Consider the following 23,849-nt stretch of genomic DNA (forward strand, 5'->3'; position numbering starts at 1 on the left):
CCTTCGGGGCTGCGGGGAAGGCGGCATGGGGCAAGTAGGATCCTATGGGAAAGAAACTTCTTATTGACGCCACGCACGCGGAAGAAACCCGCGTCGTGGTCGTGGACGGAAACAAGGTTGATGAATTTGATTTTGAGACCATCCACAAGCGCCAGCTGGCTGGCAACATCTACCTCGCCAAGATAACCCGCGTCGAGCCGTCGCTCCAGGCGGCCTTTGTCGATTACGGCGGCAACCGTCACGGTTTTCTGGCGTTCGCCGAAATCCATCCGGATTATTACCAGATCCCCGTCGCGGATCGTCGCGCCTTGCTTGAGGAAGAGCGTGCGCTTGCCCGGTCACATGATGATGACAACGGCAATGGCGGCAACGGCAACGGTAATGGCGGCAACGGTGGCCGCAATGGCGCTCATGACAGCACCGATGCCGCGTCCGAGGGTGGCAACCCCTCTGGCCGCCGCTCGCGTCGCCGCCGGTCGAATTCGGACGGCGATGATAACGCGCAAACGTCGCAGGATGCAGACGCCGAGGCGCAGGACACCGAGAATGCCGTGGCCGAACCCGTCGCGCAGGATGCCGGGATCAGCGAACACGCTGACGCGCCGGTAATCGAGGCGCAATCGGTCGAAGCCCCGGCCGACGGCGCCGCCGACACGGCTGTGGAGGCCGCGTCCGTGGCCGAGGCAGACGCCGCCGCAGCACCGGGTGCCGCGCCAGAGGCGGAAACGCCCCATGCCGCGCCAGAGGCGGAAACGCCCAAGGCCGCGCCGGTGGAATCGTCACCCGCCGAGACCACCGACGACACCCCCGCCCCCGGCAATGGCCGCCCGATGGCCGCCAACTCCGAGGGGATGGAGACGCGCACCTATGGCGCGATGGACGTCGTTGAACTCGAGGATGACGCCAACTCTGACCATTCCGACGAGTTGGGTTCGCATGATGACGAGCCGGAAAAACCATACCGCGCCGCGGATTTTGCCAGCCAGAACGACGACCAGATCGAATCGGTCGCGGATGAAGACGTGTCGGACGAAGTACGCCCACCACGCCGCCCCCGCGCGCGCCGCTACAAGATCCAGGAAGTCATCAAGGTCCGTCAGATCATGCTGGTGCAGGTGGTCAAGGAAGAGCGCGGCAACAAGGGCGCAGCGCTGACCACGTACCTGTCATTGGCCGGTCGGTACTGCGTCTTGATGCCCAACACGGCACGCGGTGGCGGTATCAGCCGCAAGATCACCAACGCCGCCGACCGCAAGAAGCTCAAGGAAATCGCCGGTGAAATCTCGGTGCCCGAGGGCGCTGGCCTGATCATCCGCACGGCGGGGGCGCAGCGCACCAAGCCAGAGATTCGCCGCGACTATGAGTATCTGTTCCGCGTCTGGGAGCAGATCCGCGAGCTGACGCTGAAATCCGTGGCCCCGGCGCCGATCTACGAAGAGGGCAACCTGATCAAGCGGTCGATCCGCGATCTGTACAACAAAGACATCGACGAAGTGCTGGTCGAGGGCGAGGGCGGCTATCGCACCGCCAAGGACTTCATGAAGATGATCATGCCGTCGCACGCGAAAAACGTGCAACTCTATCGTGATCAGATGCCCTTGTTCGCGCGGTTCCAGGTCGAAAGCTATCTGGGCAGCATGTTCAACCCGACCGTTCAGTTGAAATCGGGCGGCTATATCGTCATTGGCGTGACCGAGGCTTTGGTCGCCATCGACGTGAACTCGGGCAAATCGACGCGCGAAGGGTCGATCGAGGACACCGCGCTCAAGACCAATCTTGAAGCCGCCGACGAAGTTGCCCGCCAGTTGCGCCTGCGCGACCTTGCGGGTCTGATCGTCATCGACTTTATCGACATGGAAGAGCGCAAGAACAACGCCGCCGTGGAAAAGCGCATGAAGGATGCGCTGCGCACGGATCGCGCGCGCATTCAGGTCGGGCGCATCTCGGCCTTTGGTTTGATGGAGATGAGCCGCCAACGCCTGCGTCCGGGCATGTTGGAGGCCACCACCCAGCCTTGCGCGCATTGTCATGGCACGGGTCTGATCCGGTCGGACAATTCGCTGGCGCTGCAAATCGTGCGCGCCATCGAGGAAGAGGGCACGCGCAACCGCTCCAAGGAAGTGCTGGTCAAAGCGCCGATCGAGATCATCAACTATCTGTTCAATTCAAAGCGTGAGCGCATCGCCCAGATCGAGATCCGCTACGGGATGGCGATCCGCCTCGAGGCGGATACCTCGTTGATCAGCCCGGATTATTCGATTGAAAAGTTCAAGACCGCGACGCGGATCGTGGCGCCTCCGACATCGGCGGTCGTGTCGTTCGACACCAAGACGATGTCGGATATCGACGACGAATTCAGCGATACCAGCGTGGATGAGGACGAGTCCGAGATCGTCGAGGCAACCGTTGTCGAGAGCACGGTCGCCGAGGCGAATGGCGCGGATGGCAATGGCGACTCGGCGGATGGCGGGGACGGCAACAAGCGCAAGCGGCGGCGGCGTCGGCGGCGGCGCGGTGGTCAGAATGGCGACAGCCGCGCGGATGATGAGTTGGATACCAGCGACAACGACAACGATAGCGACGAGTCCTCCGATGATGAGGACAGCGACACCGACCAAAGCGTGACAACGCCGGTCGAGGGCGCGGATGCCACGGCGCAAGAGCCGGCAAAACCCGTGCGCAAGCGGCGGACCCGCACGCGCAAAAAGCCGGTTGAGGGTGAGGCCGAGGCGGCTGACACCCCCGATGTGGCGGCCGAGGCCGCGGCTGACGAGGCTCCGGCCCCGAAAAAGCGCACCCGCACGCGCCGCAAGAAGGTGACCGACGAGGCCGCACCGGCCGCCGAGGCCGCCACCCCGGACGCCGCCACCCCGGACGCCGCGACCCCGGACGAGCCTGCCCAGACCCCGGTCGAGCCCGCTCCGACCCCGGTGGAGGCCCCCGTCGAGCAGCCCATCGAGGCCCCCGTCGCGCCCCCCGTGGAGACCCCTGCGGAGGCGCCGATCGAGGCCCCGGCCGACACGCCGCTCGAAGCGCCTGTCGAAACGCCATCGCCCGACGTGGCCGAGGCCGCCGAAACTGCCGAAACCGCCGCTGACCCCGTCGTCGCACCGGTTTCAGAGCCCGAGCCGCCAAAGCCCGCCAAACCACGGCGCATCGGCTGGTGGTCGCGCGGCTGAGTGCGGCTGATACGAACGTGACCGCGCCCCTCGTGACGAACGGGGGGCGCGTGTCTATGAGGGACAGGCCCAACCCGGAGCGCATGTGATGTTCGGAATCGACCTTTTTGACGCCGCCCTGATGCCGTCGCTGGCGGTGGCGCTGCTGGCCGGTCTGTTGTCCTTCCTCAGCCCCTGTGTGCTGCCGATCGTGCCGCCCTACCTGGCCTATATGTCGGGCATTTCGATGCGCGACCTGACCGAAAACCGCAAAGGCCCCAGTCGCGCCACCTTGCCCGCGCTGTTTTTCGTCATGGGCCTGAGCACGGTGTTCCTGTTCCTTGGCTTCACCGCCTCCAGCCTTGGCCAGATCTTTCTGGCCTACCGCGAAACCTTTGCCCAGATCGCCGGAGTTGTGGTGGTGGTCATGGGGCTGCATTTCCTGGGCCTGTTCCGCATCGGGTTCCTGATGCGCGAGGCGCGTCTGGATGCCGGCGACCGCGGCGGTTCGGCGTTTGGCGCCTATGTGCTGGGGCTGGCCTTTGCCTTTGGCTGGACACCCTGCATCGGGCCGATTCTGGGCATGATCATCACGCTGGCCGCCTCCGAGGATTCGGTGATGCGCGGCACGTCCTTGTTGGGGGTCTATGCCATCGGGCTGGGCCTGCCGTTCCTGCTGGCGGCGATTTTCATCAGCCGCTCGATGACCTTGATGAACCGGATCAAACCGTGGCTGGGCACCATTGAAAAGGCGATGGGCGTGCTGCTGATCGTCGTCGGCATCGCGTTGATCACCGGCTGGATGGCCAGTTTCTCGTTCTGGCTGCTGGAAACCTTCCCGGCCTTCGGAAACCTCGGGTAATCCGGGTTTTCAAAGCCTGCGAAGCGGCATAGCCTGCACCCGGGACAGGGGCAGGGCAGACCATGCAGAGCACACAACAGGTCAAACGGCGGCGGGTGTTTTATGTGCCCGGCTATGACCCGTTTCCGCCGCGCCGCTACCGGGAGTTGTATCGCCGCGAGGGGGTGAAACAGGCCGAGATTTCGGGCTATGCGCTCAGCATGGCCGCGCAAGACACCGCCGCCGAGGGCTATGGCTGGACCGTGCAGACCGACATCGACGGCCAGATCACCGACACCCATGTTACCGTTCTGGCTTGGGCCGATCTGGTGCAAGCCTCCATGCAGCGCGGCGTGTTTTCGGCCTATCTGCTGCTGGTGCGCACGCTGTGGATTTTCATCTCGACGGGCGCTCTGTGGGCGATGATCCGGCTGCGCCCCGGGCCGATGCTGGCGGGGCTTTGGCCGTCGGGCATGCTGGTCGGGCAATTGCTGGTGGCGGGTCTCGCGGGCTGGGGGCTGGGCGCGGGCCTGATGTGGCTCACGGGTGGCGGCTGGCTGATGAGTCTGGTGGCCTGGGGCGTTGGCCTGGGGTTTGCGGTGGCGCTTCTTAAGGCGTTTCAACGCTGGGATGCCAAGCTGTTCGTCTATTATCTGCTCTATGATTTTGCCTATACCGCCGCGCATCGGGGCCGCTATGACCCGGCGCTGGCCCTTCGGCTGACCGATTTCGCCACGCAGGTGCGCAAGGCGCTGATCGAGGGTGGTGTCGACGAGGTTCTGGTGATCGGCCATTCCTCGGGCGCGTCGCTGGCGGTGTCGGTGGTGGCCGAAGTGCTGCGCAGCGGGGTGCCCAAGGACGGCCCAGCCCTGGCGCTGTTGACCCTTGGCGAGGCGATCCCGGTGCAGAGCTTTCTGCCCCATGCGCACCGCTTGCGGCAGGATCTGCGCGCCCTCTCGAACAGCGCGGCGATCACCTGGATCGACATCACCGCCAAGGCCGACGGCGTCTGTTTCGGCCTGTGCGATCCGGTGGCCGTCACCGGGGTCGCGCCGCCCGATCAACGCTGGCCTTTGGTGATTTCGGCGGCCTTCAGCGAGGCCCTCACGCCGCCGACCTGGACACGCCTGCGCCGCAAGTTCTTTCAACTGCATTTCCAGTATCTCGCCGCGTTCGATGCGCCCCGCGATTACGATTATTTCCAGATCACCGCGGGGCCCCAGACCCTGAGCGCGCGCTATCAGGGCCGCAAACCGTCACCCAGCCGCATTGCGCGGGCGCTCTCTCCGCATCGGTCGTTGCCATGACACAACCACACAAACCCCTGATCATCCCGCCCAAACCGCCCTCGCGCGCGCGCGGCTTCGGTCTTTGGCGCTACATCCGTTCGTTCCGGCGTGACATCCTGTCGGCCAACCCCGAGCGCCTCTATCGCGCGAAAATGGCCGAGTTCCGCATTCCGTTCCTGCACACGTTTCTGGTCAATGACCCGGCCTTGTGGCGCCATGTCCTGACCCAGCACCCCGGCGATTTTCCCAAATCACCGCGCATGGTGGCGGGGCTGGAGCCGTTGCTGGGGCAGGGGGTGTTCCTGACCAATGGCCCACAATGGGAGCGCCAGCGCCGTATCATCGACCCCGCCTTCGAGGGGGGGCGGCTGCGCGATACCTTCCCGGCGATGCTGGCGGCGGCGCGGTCCTGCGTGGCGCGTCTGGCGCCCCTGGCGGACGGTCGCGCGGTCGAGATGGAGGCCGAAATGAGCCACGTCACGGCGGATGTGATCTTTCGCACGCTGTTTTCCGTACCGATCGAGGATGCCGCCGCAAGCGCGGTGTTCCACGAATTTCGCAGCTATCAAGGCACGCAACCGCTGCTGAATCTGCGCGCGTTCCTGCCCTTGCCGCGCTGGATGCCCCGGTTCCACCGGCGGGCGACGGTGACATCGGCGCGGCGCATCCGGGTGATCATCCGCGATCTGGTCGAAGCCCGCCGGCACGCGATCAAGGCCGGCACCGCGCCCGATGATCTGGCGACGAAAATCATGACCACCGCCGACCCGCAAACCGGCGAGATCTTTGGCAATGCCGAGATGATCGACCAGGTGGCGGTGTTCTTTCTCGCGGGCCATGAGACCTCGGCCTCGGCGCTTGGCTGGGCGCTGTTCACCCTGGCGCTGGACCCTGACACCCAGGCGCAGGTCGCTGCCGAGGCCGAAGCCGTGCTGGGCGATGACCCGGACGCCGCGGTGGAGTTCGGCGCCATCAGCCGCCTCAAACTGGCGCGCGACGTGTTCCGCGAAGCGCTGCGCCTTTACCCCCCGGTGCCGATGATGGTGCGCGAAGCCGCGTGCCCGGCCGAGTTTCGCCGGCCGCCCCGTGCCCAAGGGCGCGCAGGCCGTGGTCAGCCCGTGGTATCTGGGGCGCCATCAGGATATGTGGCGCGATGCCGATGCGTTCTGCCCGGAACGGTGGTCCACCCCCGAAGGCAAGGCCGCGGCGCGGCAGGCCTTTTTGCCGTTCTCGATCGGGCCGCGCGTCTGTCCGGGGGCGGGATTCGCGATGATCGAGGGGCCGCTGCTGCTGGCCATGCTGGCGCGCGCCTATCGTTTCAGTGTGCTTGAGGCGCGATTGCCGGAACCGGTTGCCCTTCTGACGGTTCGCTCGCGCACCGGGATCTGGTTGAAAATCACGCCGCGCTAGGGGCGATTTGGCAAATGCAAGCCTGGCGGGCGACCTTGTTTCGGATGACACTGGGTTTCGGATGACGCTGGGCGATGACCTTGTCCGGGACACGCCGAAGCCGCACATCCGGGCCTGGATCAAAGTGTTCGGCGCGCACTTGTTCATGGTGCGGTATTGCTGGGTGATCATCGACGATGGCAATACACTGCGGAGATCGCTGTTGACGGCCTTGTCGGCCCCCCCCGGCTGCGTGGAAAATCCTGCTGCGGGTCATGGCGGTCTGGCGGACCGCCTGGGCACTGCTGGTCTTTCGATAAGGAGCCGCCTGCGGCGGCAAGATAGTTGAAATTTGCCCGGTCCTTGCGGCCCGGGCAAATCTGCGTGCCTTCGGCGAGGATATTTATGGAACAAAGACCGGGCGGTGATGGGCTGGCGTGTGAATTTGTTTGACTCGAATCCGAGGGGCGCGTTATTTATTGAACGAGCGTTCAATAAGCGGCGATTGCGCACCGGGCTGCGCACTGGGGAGAGATGGCCATGTACACTGCATCCATGAAATTTGATCTGGGCGATGATGTGAATGCGCTGCGCGATACCGTGCATCGTTGGGCACAGGATCGCGTGCGCCCGATGGCGGCCGAGATTGATCGCAGCAATGAATTTCCGGCCGCGCTGTGGCGCGAGATGGGGGATCTGGGTCTGTTGGGCGTCACCGTTGCGGAGGAATATGGCGGGGCCGGGATGGGCTATCTGGCCCATGCGGTGGTGGTCGAGGAAATCGCCCGGGCCTCGGCCTCGGTCAGCCTGTCTTATGGGGCGCATTCCAACCTGTGTGTGAACCAGATCAAACTGAACGGCACGCCCGAGCAAAAGGCGAAATACCTGCCCGATCTGGTGAGCGGTGCCAAGGTCGGCGCGCTGGCGATGTCCGAGGCGAGTGCCGGGTCGGATGTTGTCTCGATGAGCCTGCGGGCCGAGAAAAAGAACGACCGTTTCGTGTTGAACGGCACGAAATACTGGATCACCAACGGGCCGGATGCCGAGACGCTGGTGGTTTATGCCAAGACCGACCCTTCGGCAGGCTCGAAGGGGATCACGGCCTTCCTGATCGAGAAAAGCATGGCCGGGTTCTCGACCTCGCCGCATTTCGACAAGATGGGGATGCGTGGCTCGAACACCGCCGAACTGGTGTTCGAGAATGTCGAAGTGCCGTTCGAGAATATCCTGGGCGAGGAAGGCCGCGGCGTGCGTGTGCTGATGTCGGGCCTGGATTATGAGCGGGTGGTTCTGGCCGCAATCGGGCCGGGGATCATTGCCGCCTGCCTTGACGAGATCATGCCCTATATGCGCGACCGCAAGCAATTCGGCCAGCCGATCGGCTCGTTCCAGCTGATGCAGGGCAAGATGGCGGATATGTACACGGCGATGAACTCGTCGCGCGCCTATGTTTATGAAGTGGCCAAGGCCTGTGACCGGGGCGAGGTGACGCGGGCGGATGCGGCGGCCTGTTGTTTGTATGCCTCGGAACAGGCGATGGTTCAGGCGCATCAGGCGGTGCAGGCGATGGGTGGGGCGGGGTTCATGAGCGACAGCCCGGTCGGCCGCCTGTTCCGCGATGCCAAGCTGATGGAGATCGGCGCGGGCACCTCGGAAATCCGCCGGATGCTGGTGGGGCGCGAGATGTTGGGTGCGATGGGATGAGCGCTCTGCGCGTTAGTCTGCTCTGTGCCGGGCTCGCGCTCTGCGCGCCCGCCCAGGCCGAGCAGATCCGGTTCGACACCGATCAGATGACCGCCTGTGTCGAGGCCGGGGGCGGGCAGGACTGCGTTGGAATCGCGGTTGACGCCTGTATGGAGAGGCTTGGCGGCTGGTCCACGCCGGCGCATCAGGCGTGTTCATGGGCGGAATATGAATGGTGGGACGGCTATCTCAACGCCGTTTATCAACGCGCCGTGACCCGGTCGCGCGGGATCGACGCGACATCGGGAACGCAGGGGACGCCGGATCGCCCCTCGGATGAGGAGGCGCTGCGGGTCATGCAACGCGCCTGGATTGCCTACCGCGATGCGACCTGCACCTATGAGCAGTTGCAATGGTGGGGTGGCACCGGGGCAAGTGGCGCGCATTCGGAATGTCTGACCCGTGTGACCGCCGATCAAGCGCTGTTGCTGCGCGGATTTCAGGTCGACGAATGAAGATCGCCGCCCTGATCCTTGTCGCCGCCGGGCCAGCCTTTGCGCAGGCGGATATCGGATTTCCGGCCGGCATGGTGGATGGGTGCAGCGCGACGAATGGCGGGGCGCTCTGCGTCGGATTGGGCACCACGGCCTGTCTGAGCGAGGCGGGGCCGCAGAGTGTCGGGCTCTGTCTCGGGGCCGAGAATGCCTATTGGCTGGCGCGGATTGCGGCGGCTGAAGGTCAGCTGCGCGCAGCCGAGGCCGAGGTGGTCGCGCAGGCCGCGCGGCTGGGAATGCCCGCGCCGTCGATGGACGAGATCGCCGCCGGTTTTGCCGCGTATCGTACCGCCGCCTGCCTGTGGCGCGCGGCGCAAGAGGAGGGGGCGCAAGAGGAGGGGATGCAAGAGGAGGGGATGCAAGAGGAGGGGATGCAAGAGGAGGGGATGCACATGGGGCCTGAAGAGATCGACTGTCAGATGCGGCTGAATGCGCAACATGCGTTTTGGCTCGAAGCGCGGGTTCAGGTCCGATGATATTGCCCAGACACGGAACATATGAGGAACTGGTGTCCGGGTTTTCATGGCCCACGCCCGCGCGTCTGAACATGGCGCGGCAGGCGTGTTTCGACTGGCTGGAAACGCCCGACCGGCTGGCGATCCTGGATCTGTCGGGCGGCGCGCGGCGCGACGTGTCCTATGGCGATCTGGCGCGGATGACACGGCGTTTGGCCGGCTATCTGGCGGCGCAGGGCGTGCAACGGGGTGACCGCGTGGGCGTGTTGCGGGCGCAAGATCCCTGGACCGCGGCGGCGCATCTGGCGATCTGGTCGCTGGGGGCTATCTCTTTGCCATTGTTCAAGCTTTTTGGCCCCGACGCCCTGTCGGTGCGGTTGGCGGACAGCGGCGCGCGGCATGTGATCACCGATCCCGAGGGCGCGGCGTTGCTGGCGGGTCTGGCCATTGGTGCGCATGTTCCCGAGGCCGCAGACCTGCCCGATACCGGCCCCGACCCGATTGACACCGCCGCCGAGGATCCGGCGATCCTGATCTATACCTCGGGCACGACGGGGGCACCCAAAGGGGCCCTGCACGCGCACCGGGTTTTGACCGGGCATCTGCCTGGCGTCGAGATCAGCCATGATCGGCTGGGCCAGCCCGGTGACGTGATCTGAACGCCGGCGGATTGGGCCTGGATCGGCGGCTTGTTCGATGTGCTGATGCCGGGGCTGGCGCTTGGCGTGCCGGTGGTCGCGGCGCGGCTGGCGAAATTCACGCCCGAGGCCGCGCGCGAGGTGATCCGCACGGGCGGCGTGCGCAACGTGTTTTTCCCGCCGACCGCGCTGAAATTGCTCAAGGCGGCGGATATGGCCCTGCCGGGGTTGCGCTCGGTGGCCTCGGGCGGCGAGCCGCTGGGGGCCGAGATGCTGGACTGGGGGCAGCGCGCCTTTGGCTTGCAGATCAACGAGTTCTACGGTCAGACCGAATGCAACATGATCGCCTCATCCGCCAGCAGCCTGTTTCCCGTGCGCCCCGGCTGCATCGGCAAACCGGTGCCGGGGCATGAACTGGCCGTGCTGGGTCCCGAGGGGCCGCTGGGCGAGGGCACCGAGGGGGATATCGCGGTCAAACGCGGCTCGGCCTCGATGATGCTGGGCTATTGGAACCGCCCGCAGGAAACCGCCGACAAGTATCGTGGCGCATGGATGCTGACCGGCGACCGGGGCCAGTGGGAACAGGGCTACCTGCGTTTTGTCGGTCGCGACGATGACGTGATCACCTCGGCCGGCTACCGGATTGGCCCGTCGGAAATCGAGGATTGCTTGCTTCGGCACCCCGCCGTGGCCGTCGCGGCGGTGATCGGCGTGCCCGACCCGGTGCGCACCGAGCGCGTGCGCGCCTATGTGGTGCTGAAACCGGGGGCCGAGACCACCGAGGCCGCTTTGCAAGCCCACATCCGCACCCGGCTCAGCGCGCATCTGGTCCCGCGCGAGGTGCGCTTTGTCGATGACCTGCCGATGACCGTCACCGGCAAGATCATCCGCAAAGAGCTGAAACGCCGCGCTGTGGAGGAAGACGAATGAGTTCACATCTTGCGCAGGGCTTGTTGTCCCTCGGCGAGGGTTCGCGCGGCAGCCTCGGTCAAGGCATCGTCCATCCATTGATTGATGGATTGCGCGCGCTTCATCGCGGCCTCAGCGATCAACCGGTGGTGCTCTGGCGTTGTGCGAAACGCCAGTTTTCCGGAAAAGGGTTTTTCCGGCATTCTCCCGTCTTCGGCACACCAAGCAAGATAGTCGTCCACCGAGCCGTGGAACGACGCTTCGAGTTCGTCGATGGATGCGCCAGAAAAGTGGATCACATCCCGGATGCCCTCGACGGTGCCATGAAACAGGCGGTCGTCAGAGTCCAACCAGATAGACGCAGAGTATCCTTTATAGGGCGTCATGGCGTTACACCTGCCTCCCCTGGAAACCGTCGGAGGGCAACGATGGCCCCTTTGTCGGTCTCGGGTCTTGGGTGCGGGCGATGGAAAACCGCGCGCACACCGTTCACTGCAATCCTGACGCGAGAGCCCGCGCCTTCGGTGATCGTCGCGCCTTGGGCACGACGCCGTGTTTCAATATCGCTCCACCGAATGTTGGAGCGGACGGGTTTGTCGAATATCGCCGCCAGGGTGCGTGGCGCTTTGGATGCATTCATATGTGCTCTTTCTCCGTATGCGATTGCATGCGGTTTCAGTTACCCTGCGACCCAAGCTGCGCCACAGCCCGACAGCACCTATTTAGTATCAATAAATGATATCGTTAAGGGGAGCGATCCATGCGCCTGACATCTTCCGTCCTGACCAACTCCGACGCCTTCAAAGCCAACCGTGCCGCGCATCTCGAGGCTTTGGCGCAAGTGGCCGAGGCCGCGCAGCATGCGACGATGGGTGGCGGCGAGAAAGCGCGCGCGCGCCACGTCAGCCGCGGCAAGATGCTGCCCCGCGACCGGGTGGCCAACCTGCTCGATGCGGGCTCGCCGTTCCTCGAGATCGGCGCGACCGCCGCCCATGACATGTACAAAGGCGCGGCCCCCGGCGCGGGCGTGATCACCGGCATTGGCCGGGTCATGGGCCTTGACGTGATGATCGTGTGCAACGACGCCACGGTGAAGGGCGGCACCTATTACCCGATGACGGTGAAAAAGCACCTGCGCGCCCAGGAAATCGCCCAGGAAAACAATCTGCCCTGCGTCTATCTGGTCGACTCGGGCGGCGCCAACCTGCCCAACCAGGACGAGGTCTTCCCCGACCGCGACCATTTCGGCCGGATCTTTTACAACCAGGCCAACATGTCGGCGCGCGGCATCCCGCAGATTGCCGTGGTGATGGGGTCGTGCACCGCGGGCGGGGCCTATGTTCCGGCGATGTCGGACGTCACCATCATCGTCAAGGATCAGGGCACGATCTTTCTCGCCGGGCCGCCCTTGGTCAAGGCCGCCACCGGCGAGATTGTCACCGCCGAGGATCTGGGCGGCGGCGATGTGCACACGCGCCTGTCTGGCGTCGCCGATTATCTGGCCGAGGATGACGCCCATGCGCTGGCCCTCGCGCGCCGCGCGATCGGTCACCTGAACCGGCGCAAACCCGACACCGTGCTCTGGCAACCCTCCGAAGAGCCGGCCTATGACCCGGATGAAATCCTGGGCGCGGTGCCCGCCGATCTGCGCACGCCCTATGACATCCGCGAGGTGATCGCGCGGCTGGTCGATGGCTCGCGCTTTGATGAATTCAAGCCGCGCTTCGGCGAAACGCTGGTCACCGGCTTCGCCCATCTCAAAGGGTGCCCGGTCGGCCTCATCGCCAACAATGGCGTGCTGTTTTCCGAGGCCGCCGTGAAGGGCGCGCATTTCGTCGAACTGTGTAGCCAGCGCAAGATCCCCTTGATATTCCTGCAAAACATCACCGGCTTCATGGTCGGGCGCAAATACGAAAACGAAGGGATCGCGCGGCATGGGGCCAAGCTGGTAACCGCCGTGGCGACAACCGCCGTGCCGAAAATCACCATGATCATCGGCGGCAGCTTCGGCGCGGGCAACTATGGCATGTCGGGGCGCGCCTATCAGCCGCGTTTCCTGTGGTCCTGGCCCAGCTCGCGCATCTCGGTGATGGGCGGCGAACAGGCGGCCGGCGTTCTGGCCACGGTCAAGCGTGACGGGATCGAGCGGGCAGGCGGCCAGTGGTCGGCCGACGAGGAAGCCGCCTTCAAGCGCCCGACCCTGGACATGTTCGAGCGCCAGTCGCACCCGCTCTACGCCTCGGCGCGGCTCTGGGATGACGGCATCATCGACCCGCGCAAATCGCGCGATGTGCTGTCACTGTCGCTGACCACCGCCCTGAATGCCCCCATCGAGGACACACGTTTCGGCGTGTTCCGGATGTGATGACCGCGCCCGCCGCCTCGGCGCAGCACGCCAAAGCCTTGGGTTTTCTCGCGATGACCCTGTGTTCTCTATCTCATCTTGCCCAAAATACTCCGGGGGTTCGGGGGCAGCGCCCCCGTCCGTCGCTTGCCAGAGGAGCAAAACCATGTTCAGCAAGATCCTGATCGCCAACCGGGGCGAAATTGCCTGCCGCGTCATTCAATCCGCCCGCTCGATGGGCGTGCGCACCGTGGCCGTGTATTCCGAGGCCGACGCCCATGCCCGACACGTCGCACTGGCCGACGAGGCCATTCTGATCGGTGGCCCGCGCCCCGCCGACAGCTACCTCAAGGGCGACCGCATCATTCAGGCGGCGCTTGAGACCGGCGCGCAAGCCATCCATCCCGGCTATGGGTTTCTCTCCGAGAACCCCGACTTCGTCGAGGCGGTCACCGCCGCGGGCCTCACCTTCATCGGCCCCTCGGCCACAGCGATCCGGGCGATGGGCCTGAAAGACGCCGCCAAAGCCCTGATGCAAGAGGCCGGCGTGCCGGTGGTGCCGGGGTATATGGGCGAAAATCAGGACCCTGAACATCTGGCCAAGGCGGCGAAGGACATCGGTTATCCGGTGCTGATCAAGGCCGTCGCGGGGGGCGGTGGCAAAGGGATGCGGCTGGTCGAGGATCCGCGAAAATTTGCCGAGGCGCTGGCATCGGCACAGGGCGAGGCGGCGACCGCGTTCGGCAACGCGCATGTCTTGATCGAGAAATACATCCAGAAACCACGCCACATCGAGGTGCAGGTGTTTGGCGACGGCACGCACGCGCTGCATCTGTTCGAGCGCGATTGCTCGCTGCAACGCCGTCACCAGAAGGTCATCGAAGAGGCCCCGGCCCCCGGCATGACCGCCGAGATGCGCGCGGCGATGGGTCAGGCGGCGGTCAAGGCCGCCGAGGCGATCGGTTATTCCGGCGCGGGCACCGTGGAATTCATCGTCGATGGCTCCAAAGGTCTGCGCACCGACGGGTTCTGGTTCATGGAAATGAACACCCGTCTGCAAGTCGAACATCCGGTGACCGAGGCGATCACCGGCGTCGATCTGGTCGCGTGGCAATTGCGCGTGGCCGCCGGCGAAAGCCTGCCCGCGCGGCAAGAAGATCTGACAATCAACGGCCACGCCTTCGAGGCGCGCCTGTATGCCGAGGACGTGCCCGCCGGGTTCCTGCCCGCCACCGGCACGCTCGATCATCTGGTGTTCCCGGATTTCGCGCGCATCGACAGCGGCGTGCGTCAGGGCGATACGATCAGCCCGTGGTACGATCCGATGATCGCCAAACTCATCACCCACGGCCCGACCCGCGCCATTGCGCTGGCCCGGCTGCAGGCCGCGCTCGAGGGGACGCAAGTCGCGGGTTCGGTGACCAACCTCGATTTTCTGGGCGCACTGACCCGGCACGCGGGGTTCAAGGCGGGTGACGTCGATACCGACCTGATCGGCCGTGACCTCGACCGCCTGACCGTGCAGCCCGAGGTTTCGCAATCCGCCGTGGCCCTGGCCGCGCTGGCGGCGTCGGGCGCGGGGCAGGGCACTGAACTCGCAGGATTTTCCCTATGGTCTCCGGTCTGGCAATCGGTTCCCTTGAGCCTTGGCGAGACTGCCTATGACTGTGCCGTGGCCCGCGTTGACGACCGGTGGGGCGTGCGCATTGATGGCACCGAATTGAGCGCCGAACAGCGCGCGGGCGCGTGGTGGATCGACGGCAAACGCGCCGATGGCGTGGCGATTTCCACGCGCGCCCGGGTCTCGGTATTTGGCGCGACGACGGTGCATTTCGCCCGCCACGATCCGCTCGATGTCGTGGCCGACGGTGGCGCGGGGGCCGGGGTGGTGCTGGCACCGATGCCGGGTCTGGTGAAATCGGTGTTCGTCAAGGCCGGTGACGTGGTCGAGAAAGGCGCGCGTCTGGCGGTTCTGGAGGCCATGAAAATGGAGCACACCCTGACCGCCGGCCGTGATGGCACGGTGGCCGACGTTTACGCCAAGGCGGGCGATCAGGTCGAGGCCGGGTCGGCGCTGATCGTGCTCGAAGAGGAATGACAGACATTCCGGGCACCCTGGCGGCCTGTGCCGACGCGGTGTTGCGCACCGCCGACGGGCGCGCCAAGACCGCCTTTTCCAAACGCTGCGCCGAGGCCTGGTTCGCGGCGCGCGCGGTGGGCACGCCGATGCCGATCGGCCACGGCAACCCGCCCGACACCCCCGCGCGGCCCGACACGCCGGTGCTGCTGGAGCCACGCGACATGCCGCGCCGTCGCCCCGGCAAAGCGAGCGGGCGCACGGCGTTGCTCCACGCCGTCGCCCATATCGAACTCAACGCGGTGGATCTGCATTGGGACATCATCTCGCGGTTTTCCGAGGTCAGGATGCCGCTGGGCTTTTATGATGACTGGGTCAAGTCGGCGGCCGAAGAATCCAAGCATTTCAACCTTGTCTGCGATGTTCTTGAGCAGATGGGCAGCCATTACGGGGCCATGCCCGCCCATGCCTATATGTGGCAGGCCGCCTCGGATACCGCCACGGATTTCATGGGGCGGCTGGCGGTTGTGCCGATGGTGCTCGAGGCGCGCGGCCTTGATGTGACCCCCGGCATGATCGACCTGTTCCGCGCCGCTGGTGTCACAGAGGCGGTTGCCGCACTGGAAACCATCTATGCCGAGGAAGTGGGCCATGTTGCCTATGGCTCAAAATGGTTTCATTTTCTCTGCGGCCGCCATGACCTCGACCCGAAAGACACGTTTCACGCGCTGGTGCGACAGTATTTTCACGGCCTGCTCAAGCCACCGTTCAACGAGGAAAAGCGCGCCGAAGCCGGAATTCCCCCGGATTTCTACTGGCCACTGACCGAAGAACACCCCGCGAACATCGCCCGATTCGACAGCTAAGCCTGTGGAAAGACAGGCCAACAGGCGGTTTCTCGCCGATTTTCCGCATCCAGAGCGATGCGGCTCCGCAACAGATTGCAAAAGAGTTGCAGCACCGTGAGGTGGACGTTAACAGTTGCGCAAAAGCCACGCGCCCCGCGCGCGCGGTGGTCAAGTAAGGCGCCATGCTCAGCGAGGGACATTTGTGAAGGCTTGGATCGAAAGACTGAACCACGCGTTGGAACGCTATCTTCCTGAAAAACGTTTGTTTTTGCGCTCTGAAAACAGCACCCGGTTTGTGCGGCTGCGGCGGTTTCGCAGGCCGTGATCTTGACGGGCACGATCAGCTACATGGCCTGGAGCCTGGTGGCGACCTCGATTCTGTTCTTCGAGGTGGTGGGCTCGAACGACATGCGCGCCTCGGCGCAGCGCGAACAGATGTATTTCGAGACCCGCCTGAACGACATCGCCGCCCAGCGTGATCAATCCGACGCCGAGGCACAGGCCGCGCACAACCGCTATGGCGAGGCGATGGACCGGGTTGCCACCATGCAGGGCCAGATCCTGAGCAGCGAACAGCGCATCATGGAGCTGACGCAAGGCATCGACACCTTGCAATCCAATCTGCGCAGCTTGCTGGATCAACGCAATGCCGCGATGACGCGCCTGGCCGAACTGGAATCCGCCGATACCAATGCCGAACTGATCGTCGCCGGGCAGCAATTGGCCGAGGTCGAGCAGACGCTCGACTTCCTGATGAGCGCGCTTGGCGAGACCGCCGATGAGCGCGAAGCGATGCGCGCCATGGCCGATGGTGCGGCCCAGCAGGTTGAACATCTGGCGCTGGAATACCGCCTGATCCAGGATCGCAACACCCGCATTTTCTCTCAGCTCGAAGAAGCCGTCGAAACCTCGATGCTGCCGCTGGAGCGCATGTTCCGCGCCGCCGGGCTGCCGCCCGAGCAAATCCTTCAGCAGGTGCGCTCCGGCTATCAGACGCGGCAAGCCTCGCTGTCGCCGATTTCCATCTCGACCAGCGGCACGCTGGACCCGCAAGGCGACGAGTTGCGCGCCAATACCGTGCTGGCCGCGCTGTCCGAGATTGATCTCTACCGAATCGCGGCCGAGCGCACGCCGTTCGCGATTCCCGTCTCGGGGGTGCGCCGCACCTCGGGCTTTGGTACGCGCCGCGACCCGATGACCGGCCGTTCGCGGTCTCATAATGGCGTTGACTGGGCCGGGCCACAGGGCACGCCGATCTACGCAACCGCCGATGGCATTGTCACCCATGCCGGACGGCAAAGCGGCTTTGGCAATCTGGTTACCATTCAGCATGAATTCGGCATTGAGACGTATTACGCGCACTTGCATCGCATCAACGTGACCGAGGGCCAAAGGGTCTCGCGCGGGGATCGAATTGGTGCTATGGGCACGACAGGCCGGTCCACCGGGGTTCATTTGCACTATGAAATCCGTGTTGGTGGCAGACCCATCAATCCTTTGACCTATATAAGGGCAGCACAGAATGTTTTCTAAGAGCAGGATCAACGAAACCGCCCCACGCGCTGAACCCCCGCGCGCCCCTGAGCCACAAAAAAGCCCGGCCTCCGGTTTCGTACCGCGTCCTTCGCTGGATCAGGGCGGCGCACCGTCCGAGACCGCGCCGCGCAACAAACCCGTGGCCTCGGCGCTGTCGTCCGATCTTCAGATCACCGGCAACCTGCGCACCACCGGCGATATCAACATCGAGGGCGTGGTGGATGGCGATATCCGCGCGCATCTGTTGATTGTGGGTGAAAGTGCCACGATTCGCGGCGAGATCGTCGCGGATGACATCGTCATCAATGGCCGCGTGATTGGCCGCGTGCGCGGTCTCAAGGTCCGCTTGACCTCTACCGCGCGCGTCGAGGGGGATATCATCCACAAGACCATCGCCATTGAATCGGGCGCGCATTTTGAAGGTTCGGTGCAGCGTCAGGATGATCCTCTGGCGACCAAGCAGCCAACCCAGCAGCGTCAGGCCGCCGCCCCGACTCCGCCGCCCCGAACCCGGCTGCATCGGCACAGCCGCGGCCCAGCGAAAACCCGTCGCCCTCGAACAACGCGCCCCGTCCGGCCGCGCCCGAGGCCGCATCGGCATCGTTTCGGCCCGCGGCCCCCAAACCCCCGGTTGATTCGAAAAAGCCTTGAGGCACGAAGTCTCAGTGTCGCCGCATCACGGCGACACCTGAAACGGGGGGCCAACTGGCCCCCCGTTTGCGTTCGTCCGCTGGGTTAGTCCGGCTTTGCCAACAAACGCCGGTACAAATGCCAACTGGCATGACCAAACATCGGCAGCACGATGAACAGCCCCAAGAACAGCGGCACCATGCCGATGAAAAGCCCCAGCGCAATGGTCGCGGCCCAGATTGCCATCACCACCGGATTGGTTGTGACACAGGCAAAGCTGGTGATCATCGCGGTGATGAAATCGACCTCCCGGTCCAGCAGCAGTGGCAGGCTGACCACGGTCAGGGCGTAGAACATCGACGCCATGACACCACCAATCGCCGTGCCGACCAGCAGCATCATCAATCCGTTGCCGGTGAACAGCATGGTCAGCGACGAGTCGGTGATGGGCTGAAGGCCGAAGAACAGCGCAAAGATCGTATGCGCCAGAAACACCCAGAACATGAACACCAGCAGGACGAACATCGCCATGGACGGCACCTGCCGATCCTTTTGCGCAAAGACCGCACCAAAGACCGACCCCAGCCCCAAGGCATCGCCATTTTCCAGGCGGCGGCTGACCTCATAGAGGCCGGTGGCGGCGAAAGGTGCGAGGATGGGAAAGCCCACGGCGATGGGGATGAACCAGTATTCCGCCGCCGAGGCGGCGAAAATCGCGTACATCACCATACCGCCCAGAACGTAAAACGCGCTGAACAGGATGCCATACAGCGGCGCGCGTTTGAAATCGTGCAGCCCCAGGCGCAGGCAATCCCACAGATCGCCCGTGGTGATGCGCGATGGGTCGGGAAGTGTGGCCGCCGGGGCGTGGTGTGGTGTGGTGTCTGACATGGATCCTCCAAAGAGCGTTCGCGCGCGCGCGTTCGGGTGAACCTAGCATGGCAGGACGATGACGCAATGCGCTTTGACGGGGCGTCTGCCGTGTCCGGTGGCCGGCACCGCCGGGATCACGCCTGACGTGATCACCATGCCGCCTTGCGCCTCGCAGAAGGGGGTGCGGCCAAGCCGCCTCGCGCGACAGCCGCACCCAGGTACCGGGTTTTCTTTGAACCAAAGCGGCGCGTGGGTCGACTTATGGTCACAAAGACGCACCCAAGCGCACCCCAAACCCCGGAGACCTCGCCATGGTTCACGCACGCCCCAAACCCCAGAGTGCGACACCCGTTGCCGTGACGCTGCTGTCCGATCTCGACATCATCACCCGCATCGAAGCCTCGCTTGCCGGGCGCGCGCGCCATTGCAGCCCGCGCAGTCGGCCGGATTTCAGCCGACTGGCACGCTACATTCACAGCCTGAAATTCTGAACGCTCAGTCGTCGCCCTGTGCATCGGCGCGGCTTTTGCCCGAGGCATCCATCGCCAGCGTCGCCGCCATGAACCCATCCAGATCGCCATCCAGCACGCCTTGCGTGTCCGAGGTCTCATGCCCGGTGCGCAGATCCTTGACCATCTGATAGGGCTGCAACACATAGCTGCGGATCTGGTTGCCCCAGCCCGCATCGCCCTTGTTTTCATGCGCCTCGTTGATGGCCGCGTTCCGGCGGTCCAGCTCCAACTGATAGAGCCGCGATTTCAACGCCTTCATCGCGATATCGCGGTTCTGGTGCTGCGATTTCTCGGAACTGGTCACCACGATGCCGGTGGGGTGGTGGGTGATCCGCACCGCCGAGTCGGTCGTGTTGACGTGCTGACCACCCGCCCCCGACGAGCGATAGGTATCAATGCGGATATCCTTGTCGGGCACCTCGATCTCGATGTTGTCATCGACCACCGGATAGACCCAGACCGAACTGAACGAGGTATGCCGCCGCGCCGCGCTGTCAAAGGGCGAAATCCGCACCAACCGATGCACGCCGCTTTCCGATTTCAGCCAGCCATAGGCGTTGTGCCCGGAAATCTTGTAGGCCGCCGATTTGATACCCGCTTCCTCGCCCGACGTCTCCGAGGTCAATTCGACCTTATAGCCCTTTTTCTCGGCCCAGCGCACATACATGCGCGCCAGGATCGACGCCCAATCGCAGCTTTCCGTGCCACCCGCGCCCGAGTTGATCTCCAGATAGGTGTCGTTCGCGTCGGCCTCGCCGTCCAGCAGCGCTTCCAATTCCTTGGCCGCGGCTTTCACGCCCAGCGCCTTCAATGCCGCCTCGGCCTCGGACACGATATCCTTGTCGCCCTCGGCCTCGCCCATTTCGATCAACTCGATATTGTCGGTCAGATCGCGCTTGATCGTCTCGTAGGTCTCGATCGCCTCCAGCAATTGCTGGCGGTCGCGCATCAGCTTTTGCGCGCGCTCCTGATCGTTCCACAGGTTCGGATCTTCGATCATCGCGTCGAATTCTTCCAGGCGATGCTTGGCGGTTTCCCAATCCATGCGCTTGGCCAGCAGCGACAGAGACTTGTTGATGGTCTCGATCGTGGATTGGGTTTCTGCGCGCATGGGGCCGTCCTTGTTCACCGTGGGGCAGGGGAGTTGCGCCCGCCCGTTGCCGCGTCTGATACCGCGACGCGGATTTACAGGCAAGGGCAGGCGCGGGGATTGCTACAGGGCTTTGACCGCCGCCAGAACCGCCTCGGCGTGGCCGTTGACCTTCACCTTGCGCCAGACCTGCGCGATCTTGCCCGCGGCATCAATCAGGAAGGTCGCGCGCTCGATGCCCATCGAGGTCTTGCCGTACAGGGTTTTCTCGACCCAAACACCGTAGTCTTCGCACAGCGTGCCTGCCTCGTCCGAGACCAGCGTCACGCCCAGATCATGCTTGGCAATGAACTTGCCGTGCTTGGCCACGCTGTCCTTGCTGACGCCGATCACCCGCGCCCCGGCGGCCTTGAACTCGGCCGCCAGCGCGGTGAAATCCTTGGCCTCGGTGGTGCAGCCGGGCGTGTCGTCGCGCGGGTAGAAATACAGGACCACAGGCCCGGGGCGCAGGCTGGACAGGGTCAGGGCCTCGCCGGTTTCGGTGGGGGCGGTGAAATCCGGGGCCATATCGCCGATGTTCATGGGGGTTCTCCTTGTTGCTTGCGTGAGTTGTAGAGTTGATGCCGGAAGGGTAAAGGGCTGGGGCCGATATTTTCCGAGGTTTGCCGTGAAACTGAGCGATTTTGACTTTGATCTGCCCGAGGGTTTGATCGCCACGCGCCCGGTGCGCCCGCGCCCGACCGCGCGGCTGTTGCATGTCGAGGGCGGCACGATGGCCGATCGTCATGTGTCGGACCTGATCGACATCTTGCGCCCCGGCGATCGGCTGATCCTGAACAACACCCGCGTGATCCCGGCGCGGCTGTTTGGCGAACGCCAGCGCGAGACGCGCGACGGCTCGGGCCGCGCCAAGGTCGAGGTCACGCTGATCGGTCCGGCAAGCGATGGCGGCTGGCGGGCGTTGGCGCGCCCGTTGCGCAAGCTCGCGGCGGGGGATCGGGTGGTGTTCTCCGAGGCCCTTTCGGCGGTCGTGCGCGGCAAGGACGAGGCCGAAGCGGTGCTCGATTTCACGCTCTCCGGGTCTGATTTCGACGCGGCGCTGGATGCCGCCGGGCGTATGCCGCTGCCGCCCTATATCGAGTTCGCGCCGCGCCGCCGATGCGCAGGATCGCGAGGATTATCAGACCGTGTTCGCCCGTGAATCCGGTGCCGTCGCCGCCCCCACCGCCAGCCTGCATTTCGACAGCGCGCTGTTGGACGCCCTGCGCGCCAAGGGCGTCGCCACCACCGAGGTGACCCTGCATGTCGGCGCGGGCACCTTTCTGCCGGTCAAGGTCGAGGATGTCACCACCCACAAGATGCACGCCGAATGGGGCGAGGTCAGCGCACAGGCCGCCGCCGAGATCAACGCCACGCGCGCTGGCGGGGGGCGGGTGATTGCCGTCGGCACCACGGCTCTGCGTCTGATCGAAAGCGCCGCGCGCTCTGGCCGCGTGGAACCGTGGCGCGGCGAGACGGATATTTTCATCTATCCCGGCTTTGCATTTCAGGCGGTTGACGGCTTGATGACCAATTTCCACCTGCCCAAATCGACGTTGCTGATGCTGGTCTCGGCCCTGATGGGCAAGCCGGTGATCGACGCCGTCTATGCCCATGCCATTGCGCAAGAATATCGGTTCTTTTCCTACGGCGACTCGTCGTTGTTGATCCCGTAAGGTGTGGCTGATCACAGCGTCGGGCTGGGGCGGGTCAGGATGAACAGCGTGACAAGGCCCAGCGTGACCGCCTGAATGCTCAACACGGTGCCCGGCAGCCGCAGCACCACGCTGAGGCCAAACGTCGCGGCGATGGCCACCACCGCCAGGGTTTTTCCCCGTGTCGAGATTGCCCCCTCGGCGCGCCAATCGCGGATCGGCGGGCCAAGGCGCGGGTGCTCGATCAGCCACATTTCCAGCAGGGGCGAGGATCGCGCGAAACAAAACGCCGCAAGCAGCAGCAATGGCGTGGTCGGCAGCAGCGGCACAACGATGCCGATGACCCCCAACGCCAGCGCGAACCCGCCCGAAACTGTCCAGAATACCCGCAGCATCTTGCCCCCAAGTGATAGCGGATAGATAGGCCACGTCACCGGGTCTGACCAGCGCTGCACCGTCAAAAAATACGCGGCACGGCCCGGACGTCAAGAAAGGAGGGCCAAAGCCCTCCTTTCTTCGGGTCCCAACCCGTCGTCTGTTCTAGTGCGCCGCGGCCACCGCGCGGCGGGTCATCACCGCCACCAGATTGGCCCGGTATTCCGGCGTGCCGTGCAGATCGCCGATCAAACCCTCGGCCGAGGCTGACAGACCCGACAGCGCCTCGGCGCTGAAATTGCCGGACAGCGCCGCTTCCGCCTCGGACCAGCGGAACACGCCACCCTCGGAGGCCCCGGTGATCGCCACCCGCACCCCGTCGGCAAATTGCGCCACAAACGCCCCGGTCAAGGCAAAGCGCGAGGCCGGTTGCAGGAATTTCGCGTAAGCTGCCTTTTGCGGGATCGGAAACCGCACCGCGGTGATGATCTCACCCTCATGCAGGACCGTGGCGAACATCCCGTCGAAAAAGTCATCCGCGGCGATTTCGCGCGTGTTGGTGATGATCGTCGCACCCGAGGCCAGCACCGCCGCCGGATAACACGCCGAGGGGTCGTTGTTGGCCAAGGACCCGCCAATCGTGCCGCGATTGCGCACCGCCGGATCGCCAATGCCCCCCGCCAGGGCGGCAAGGGCCGGATAGTGCGCGCCCGCCTCGCGCGCGACCTGCGCATGAGTCGTGCCCGCGCCGATCACCAGCGTCTCGCCCTCGCGGCGCAGGCCCACCAGATCCGCGATCCCGGTCAGGCTGACCAGGGTCGCGGGCGCGTTCAGCCGCTGTTTCATCGACGGGATCAGCGTTTGCCCGCCCGCCAGCGCCTGTGCCTCGTCACCCGACAGCGCCGAGATCGCTTCGGCCAGGGTGGTGGGTTTCATGAGTTCGAAGCTATACAT

At 64.7% G+C, this 23,849-nt stretch carries 18 protein-coding genes and 5 pseudogenes; 17 read left to right on the plus strand and 6 right to left on the minus strand.

What is annotated here, in order from left to right; genetic code table 11:
• The first annotated feature begins 44 nt into the window (after positions 1 to 44).
• The 9 genes and pseudogenes from VDQ28_RS15035 (at position 45) to VDQ28_RS15075 (ending at position 10,937) form a co-directional block, all read left to right on the plus strand.
• Positions 45 to 3,179: an Rne/Rng family ribonuclease gene (locus tag VDQ28_RS15035; protein WP_323036707.1), complete on the plus strand. Its 3,135-nt coding sequence runs from the start codon at positions 45 to 47 to the stop codon at positions 3,177 to 3,179.
• Positions 3,180 to 3,267: 88 nt separating this feature from the next.
• Positions 3,268 to 4,020 (plus strand): cytochrome c biogenesis CcdA family protein, encoded by a 753-nt coding sequence (locus VDQ28_RS15040; RefSeq protein WP_323036708.1) that lies wholly within the window; start codon positions 3,268 to 3,270, stop codon positions 4,018 to 4,020.
• Between the two features lie 62 nt (positions 4,021 to 4,082).
• Positions 4,083 to 5,306 (plus strand): hypothetical protein, encoded by a 1,224-nt coding sequence (locus tag VDQ28_RS15045; RefSeq protein WP_323036709.1) that lies wholly within the window; start codon positions 4,083 to 4,085, stop codon positions 5,304 to 5,306.
• A 20-nt stretch (positions 5,307 to 5,326) separates the two neighbouring features.
• Positions 5,327 to 6,698 (plus strand): annotated as a pseudogene (locus VDQ28_RS15050) (cytochrome P450).
• A 7-nt stretch (positions 6,699 to 6,705) separates the two neighbouring features.
• Entirely contained in the window at positions 6,706 to 7,026 is a 321-nt protein-coding gene (locus VDQ28_RS15055; RefSeq protein WP_323036710.1) for a hypothetical protein, read from the plus strand.
• A 191-nt stretch (positions 7,027 to 7,217) separates the two neighbouring features.
• Positions 7,218 to 8,381: an isovaleryl-CoA dehydrogenase gene (locus tag VDQ28_RS15060; protein WP_323036711.1), complete on the plus strand. Its 1,164-nt coding sequence runs from the start codon at positions 7,218 to 7,220 to the stop codon at positions 8,379 to 8,381.
• Positions 8,378 to 8,875, plus strand: coding sequence for a lysozyme inhibitor LprI family protein (locus VDQ28_RS15065; protein WP_323036712.1), 498 nt, complete (start codon positions 8,378 to 8,380; stop codon positions 8,873 to 8,875). The genes VDQ28_RS15060 and VDQ28_RS15065 overlap by 4 nt, the downstream gene beginning before the upstream one ends.
• A complete protein-coding gene (locus tag VDQ28_RS15070) occupies positions 8,872 to 9,390 on the plus strand; it encodes a hypothetical protein (protein WP_323036713.1) in 519 nt (172 codons plus the stop codon). Before VDQ28_RS15065 ends, VDQ28_RS15070 begins: the two co-directional genes overlap by 4 nt.
• Positions 9,387 to 10,937, plus strand: a pseudogene (locus VDQ28_RS15075) (AMP-binding protein). Before VDQ28_RS15070 ends, VDQ28_RS15075 begins: the two are co-directional and overlap by 4 nt.
• A 2-nt stretch (positions 10,938 to 10,939) precedes the next feature.
• On the opposite strand, the gene VDQ28_RS15080 reads toward VDQ28_RS15075, so the two are convergent.
• Positions 10,940 to 11,302, minus strand: a complete 363-nt coding sequence (locus tag VDQ28_RS15080) for a type II toxin-antitoxin system HicB family antitoxin (protein ID WP_323036714.1) — start codon at positions 11,300 to 11,302, stop codon at positions 10,940 to 10,942.
• Between the two features lie 374 nt (positions 11,303 to 11,676).
• Between VDQ28_RS15080 and VDQ28_RS15085 the strand changes: the two genes are divergently transcribed.
• The 6 genes and pseudogenes from VDQ28_RS15085 to VDQ28_RS15110 all read left to right on the plus strand — a co-directional run.
• Complete coding sequence (locus VDQ28_RS15085) at positions 11,677 to 13,281, plus strand: carboxyl transferase domain-containing protein (RefSeq protein ID WP_323036715.1); 1,605 nt, start codon at positions 11,677 to 11,679, stop codon at positions 13,279 to 13,281.
• Positions 13,282 to 13,426: 145 nt separating this feature from the next.
• Positions 13,427 to 15,358 carry an acetyl/propionyl/methylcrotonyl-CoA carboxylase subunit alpha gene (locus VDQ28_RS15090; RefSeq protein ID WP_323036716.1) on the plus strand — a complete coding sequence of 644 codons (1,932 nt, stop codon included), beginning with the start codon at positions 13,427 to 13,429 and terminating at the stop codon, positions 15,356 to 15,358.
• Positions 15,355 to 16,203, plus strand: a complete 849-nt coding sequence (locus VDQ28_RS15095; protein ID WP_323036717.1) for a ferritin-like domain-containing protein — start codon at positions 15,355 to 15,357, stop codon at positions 16,201 to 16,203. Before VDQ28_RS15090 ends, VDQ28_RS15095 begins: the two co-directional genes overlap by 4 nt.
• Before the next feature lie 184 nt (positions 16,204 to 16,387).
• A pseudogene (locus VDQ28_RS15100) lies at positions 16,388 to 17,280 on the plus strand (DUF5930 domain-containing protein); the annotation flags it as partial.
• 99 nt (positions 17,281 to 17,379) lie between these two features.
• Positions 17,380 to 17,718 carry a M23 family metallopeptidase gene (locus VDQ28_RS15105; protein ID WP_323038140.1) on the plus strand — a complete coding sequence of 113 codons (339 nt, stop codon included), beginning with the start codon at positions 17,380 to 17,382 and terminating at the stop codon, positions 17,716 to 17,718.
• Positions 17,708 to 18,220 (plus strand): annotated as a pseudogene (locus tag VDQ28_RS15110) (bactofilin family protein); the annotation flags it as partial. The gene VDQ28_RS15105 and the pseudogene VDQ28_RS15110, both read left to right, overlap by 11 nt.
• Before the next feature lie 236 nt (positions 18,221 to 18,456).
• Here VDQ28_RS15110 and VDQ28_RS15115 read toward each other — a convergent pair.
• Positions 18,457 to 19,242 (minus strand): DUF2189 domain-containing protein, encoded by a 786-nt coding sequence (locus VDQ28_RS15115; protein ID WP_323036718.1) that lies wholly within the window; start codon positions 19,240 to 19,242, stop codon positions 18,457 to 18,459.
• A gap of 293 nt (positions 19,243 to 19,535) precedes the next feature.
• Between VDQ28_RS15115 and VDQ28_RS15120 the strand changes: the two genes are divergently transcribed.
• Positions 19,536 to 19,715 carry a hypothetical protein gene (locus tag VDQ28_RS15120; RefSeq protein WP_323036719.1) on the plus strand — a complete coding sequence of 60 codons (180 nt, stop codon included), beginning with the start codon at positions 19,536 to 19,538 and terminating at the stop codon, positions 19,713 to 19,715.
• A gap of 4 nt (positions 19,716 to 19,719) precedes the next feature.
• On the opposite strand, the gene prfB is transcribed toward VDQ28_RS15120, so the two are convergent.
• Complete coding sequence (prfB, locus tag VDQ28_RS15125) at positions 19,720 to 20,847, minus strand: peptide chain release factor 2 (RefSeq protein WP_323036720.1); 1,128 nt, start codon at positions 20,845 to 20,847, stop codon at positions 19,720 to 19,722.
• 102 nt (positions 20,848 to 20,949) lie between these two features.
• On the minus strand, positions 20,950 to 21,408 hold the full coding sequence (locus tag VDQ28_RS15130; RefSeq protein ID WP_323036721.1) for a peroxiredoxin: 459 nt from the start codon (positions 21,406 to 21,408) through the stop codon (positions 20,950 to 20,952).
• An 85-nt stretch (positions 21,409 to 21,493) separates the two neighbouring features.
• On the opposite strand from VDQ28_RS15130, the pseudogene queA reads away from it, so the two are divergent.
• A pseudogene (gene queA, locus VDQ28_RS15135) lies at positions 21,494 to 22,541 on the plus strand (tRNA preQ1(34) S-adenosylmethionine ribosyltransferase-isomerase QueA).
• 11 nt (positions 22,542 to 22,552) lie between these two features.
• Here the strand turns inward: queA and VDQ28_RS15140 are convergent.
• Entirely contained in the window at positions 22,553 to 22,912 is a 360-nt protein-coding gene (locus tag VDQ28_RS15140) for a YbaN family protein (protein WP_323038141.1), read from the minus strand.
• Between the two features lie 148 nt (positions 22,913 to 23,060).
• Complete coding sequence (locus VDQ28_RS15145) at positions 23,061 to 23,849, minus strand: xanthine dehydrogenase family protein subunit M (protein WP_323036722.1); 789 nt, start codon at positions 23,847 to 23,849, stop codon at positions 23,061 to 23,063.

This window comes from Pararhodobacter sp. (genome assembly GCF_034676545.1).
Lineage (GTDB): Bacteria > Pseudomonadota > Alphaproteobacteria > Rhodobacterales > Rhodobacteraceae > Pararhodobacter.

What these genes read in the sequence shown, in the direction of transcription:
- VDQ28_RS15035 (WP_323036707.1), top strand. Translation starts at nt 45, where the DNA reads ATGGGAAAGAAACTTCTTATTGACGCCACGCACGCGGAAGAAACCCGC.
- VDQ28_RS15040 (WP_323036708.1), top strand. Translation starts at nt 3,268, where the DNA reads ATGTTCGGAATCGACCTTTTTGACGCCGCCCTGATGCCGTCGCTGGCG.
- VDQ28_RS15045 (WP_323036709.1), top strand. Translation starts at nt 4,083, where the DNA reads ATGCAGAGCACACAACAGGTCAAACGGCGGCGGGTGTTTTATGTGCCC.
- VDQ28_RS15060 (WP_323036711.1), top strand. Translation starts at nt 7,218, where the DNA reads ATGTACACTGCATCCATGAAATTTGATCTGGGCGATGATGTGAATGCG.
- VDQ28_RS15065 (WP_323036712.1), top strand. Translation starts at nt 8,378, where the DNA reads ATGAGCGCTCTGCGCGTTAGTCTGCTCTGTGCCGGGCTCGCGCTCTGC.
- VDQ28_RS15070 (WP_323036713.1), top strand. Translation starts at nt 8,872, where the DNA reads ATGAAGATCGCCGCCCTGATCCTTGTCGCCGCCGGGCCAGCCTTTGCG.
- VDQ28_RS15080 (WP_323036714.1), bottom strand. Translation starts at nt 11,302, where the DNA reads ATGACGCCCTATAAAGGATACTCTGCGTCTATCTGGTTGGACTCTGAC.
- VDQ28_RS15085 (WP_323036715.1), top strand. Translation starts at nt 11,677, where the DNA reads ATGCGCCTGACATCTTCCGTCCTGACCAACTCCGACGCCTTCAAAGCC.
- VDQ28_RS15090 (WP_323036716.1), top strand. Translation starts at nt 13,427, where the DNA reads ATGTTCAGCAAGATCCTGATCGCCAACCGGGGCGAAATTGCCTGCCGC.
- VDQ28_RS15095 (WP_323036717.1), top strand. Translation starts at nt 15,355, where the DNA reads ATGACAGACATTCCGGGCACCCTGGCGGCCTGTGCCGACGCGGTGTTG.
- VDQ28_RS15105 (WP_323038140.1), top strand. Translation starts at nt 17,380, where the DNA reads ATGACCGGCCGTTCGCGGTCTCATAATGGCGTTGACTGGGCCGGGCCA.
- VDQ28_RS15115 (WP_323036718.1), bottom strand. Translation starts at nt 19,242, where the DNA reads ATGTCAGACACCACACCACACCACGCCCCGGCGGCCACACTTCCCGAC.
- VDQ28_RS15120 (WP_323036719.1), top strand. Translation starts at nt 19,536, where the DNA reads ATGGTTCACGCACGCCCCAAACCCCAGAGTGCGACACCCGTTGCCGTG.
- prfB (WP_323036720.1), bottom strand. Translation starts at nt 20,847, where the DNA reads ATGCGCGCAGAAACCCAATCCACGATCGAGACCATCAACAAGTCTCTG.
- VDQ28_RS15130 (WP_323036721.1), bottom strand. Translation starts at nt 21,408, where the DNA reads ATGAACATCGGCGATATGGCCCCGGATTTCACCGCCCCCACCGAAACC.
- VDQ28_RS15145 (WP_323036722.1), bottom strand. Translation starts at nt 23,849, where the DNA reads ATGTATAGCTTCGAACTCATGAAACCCACCACCCTGGCCGAAGCGATC.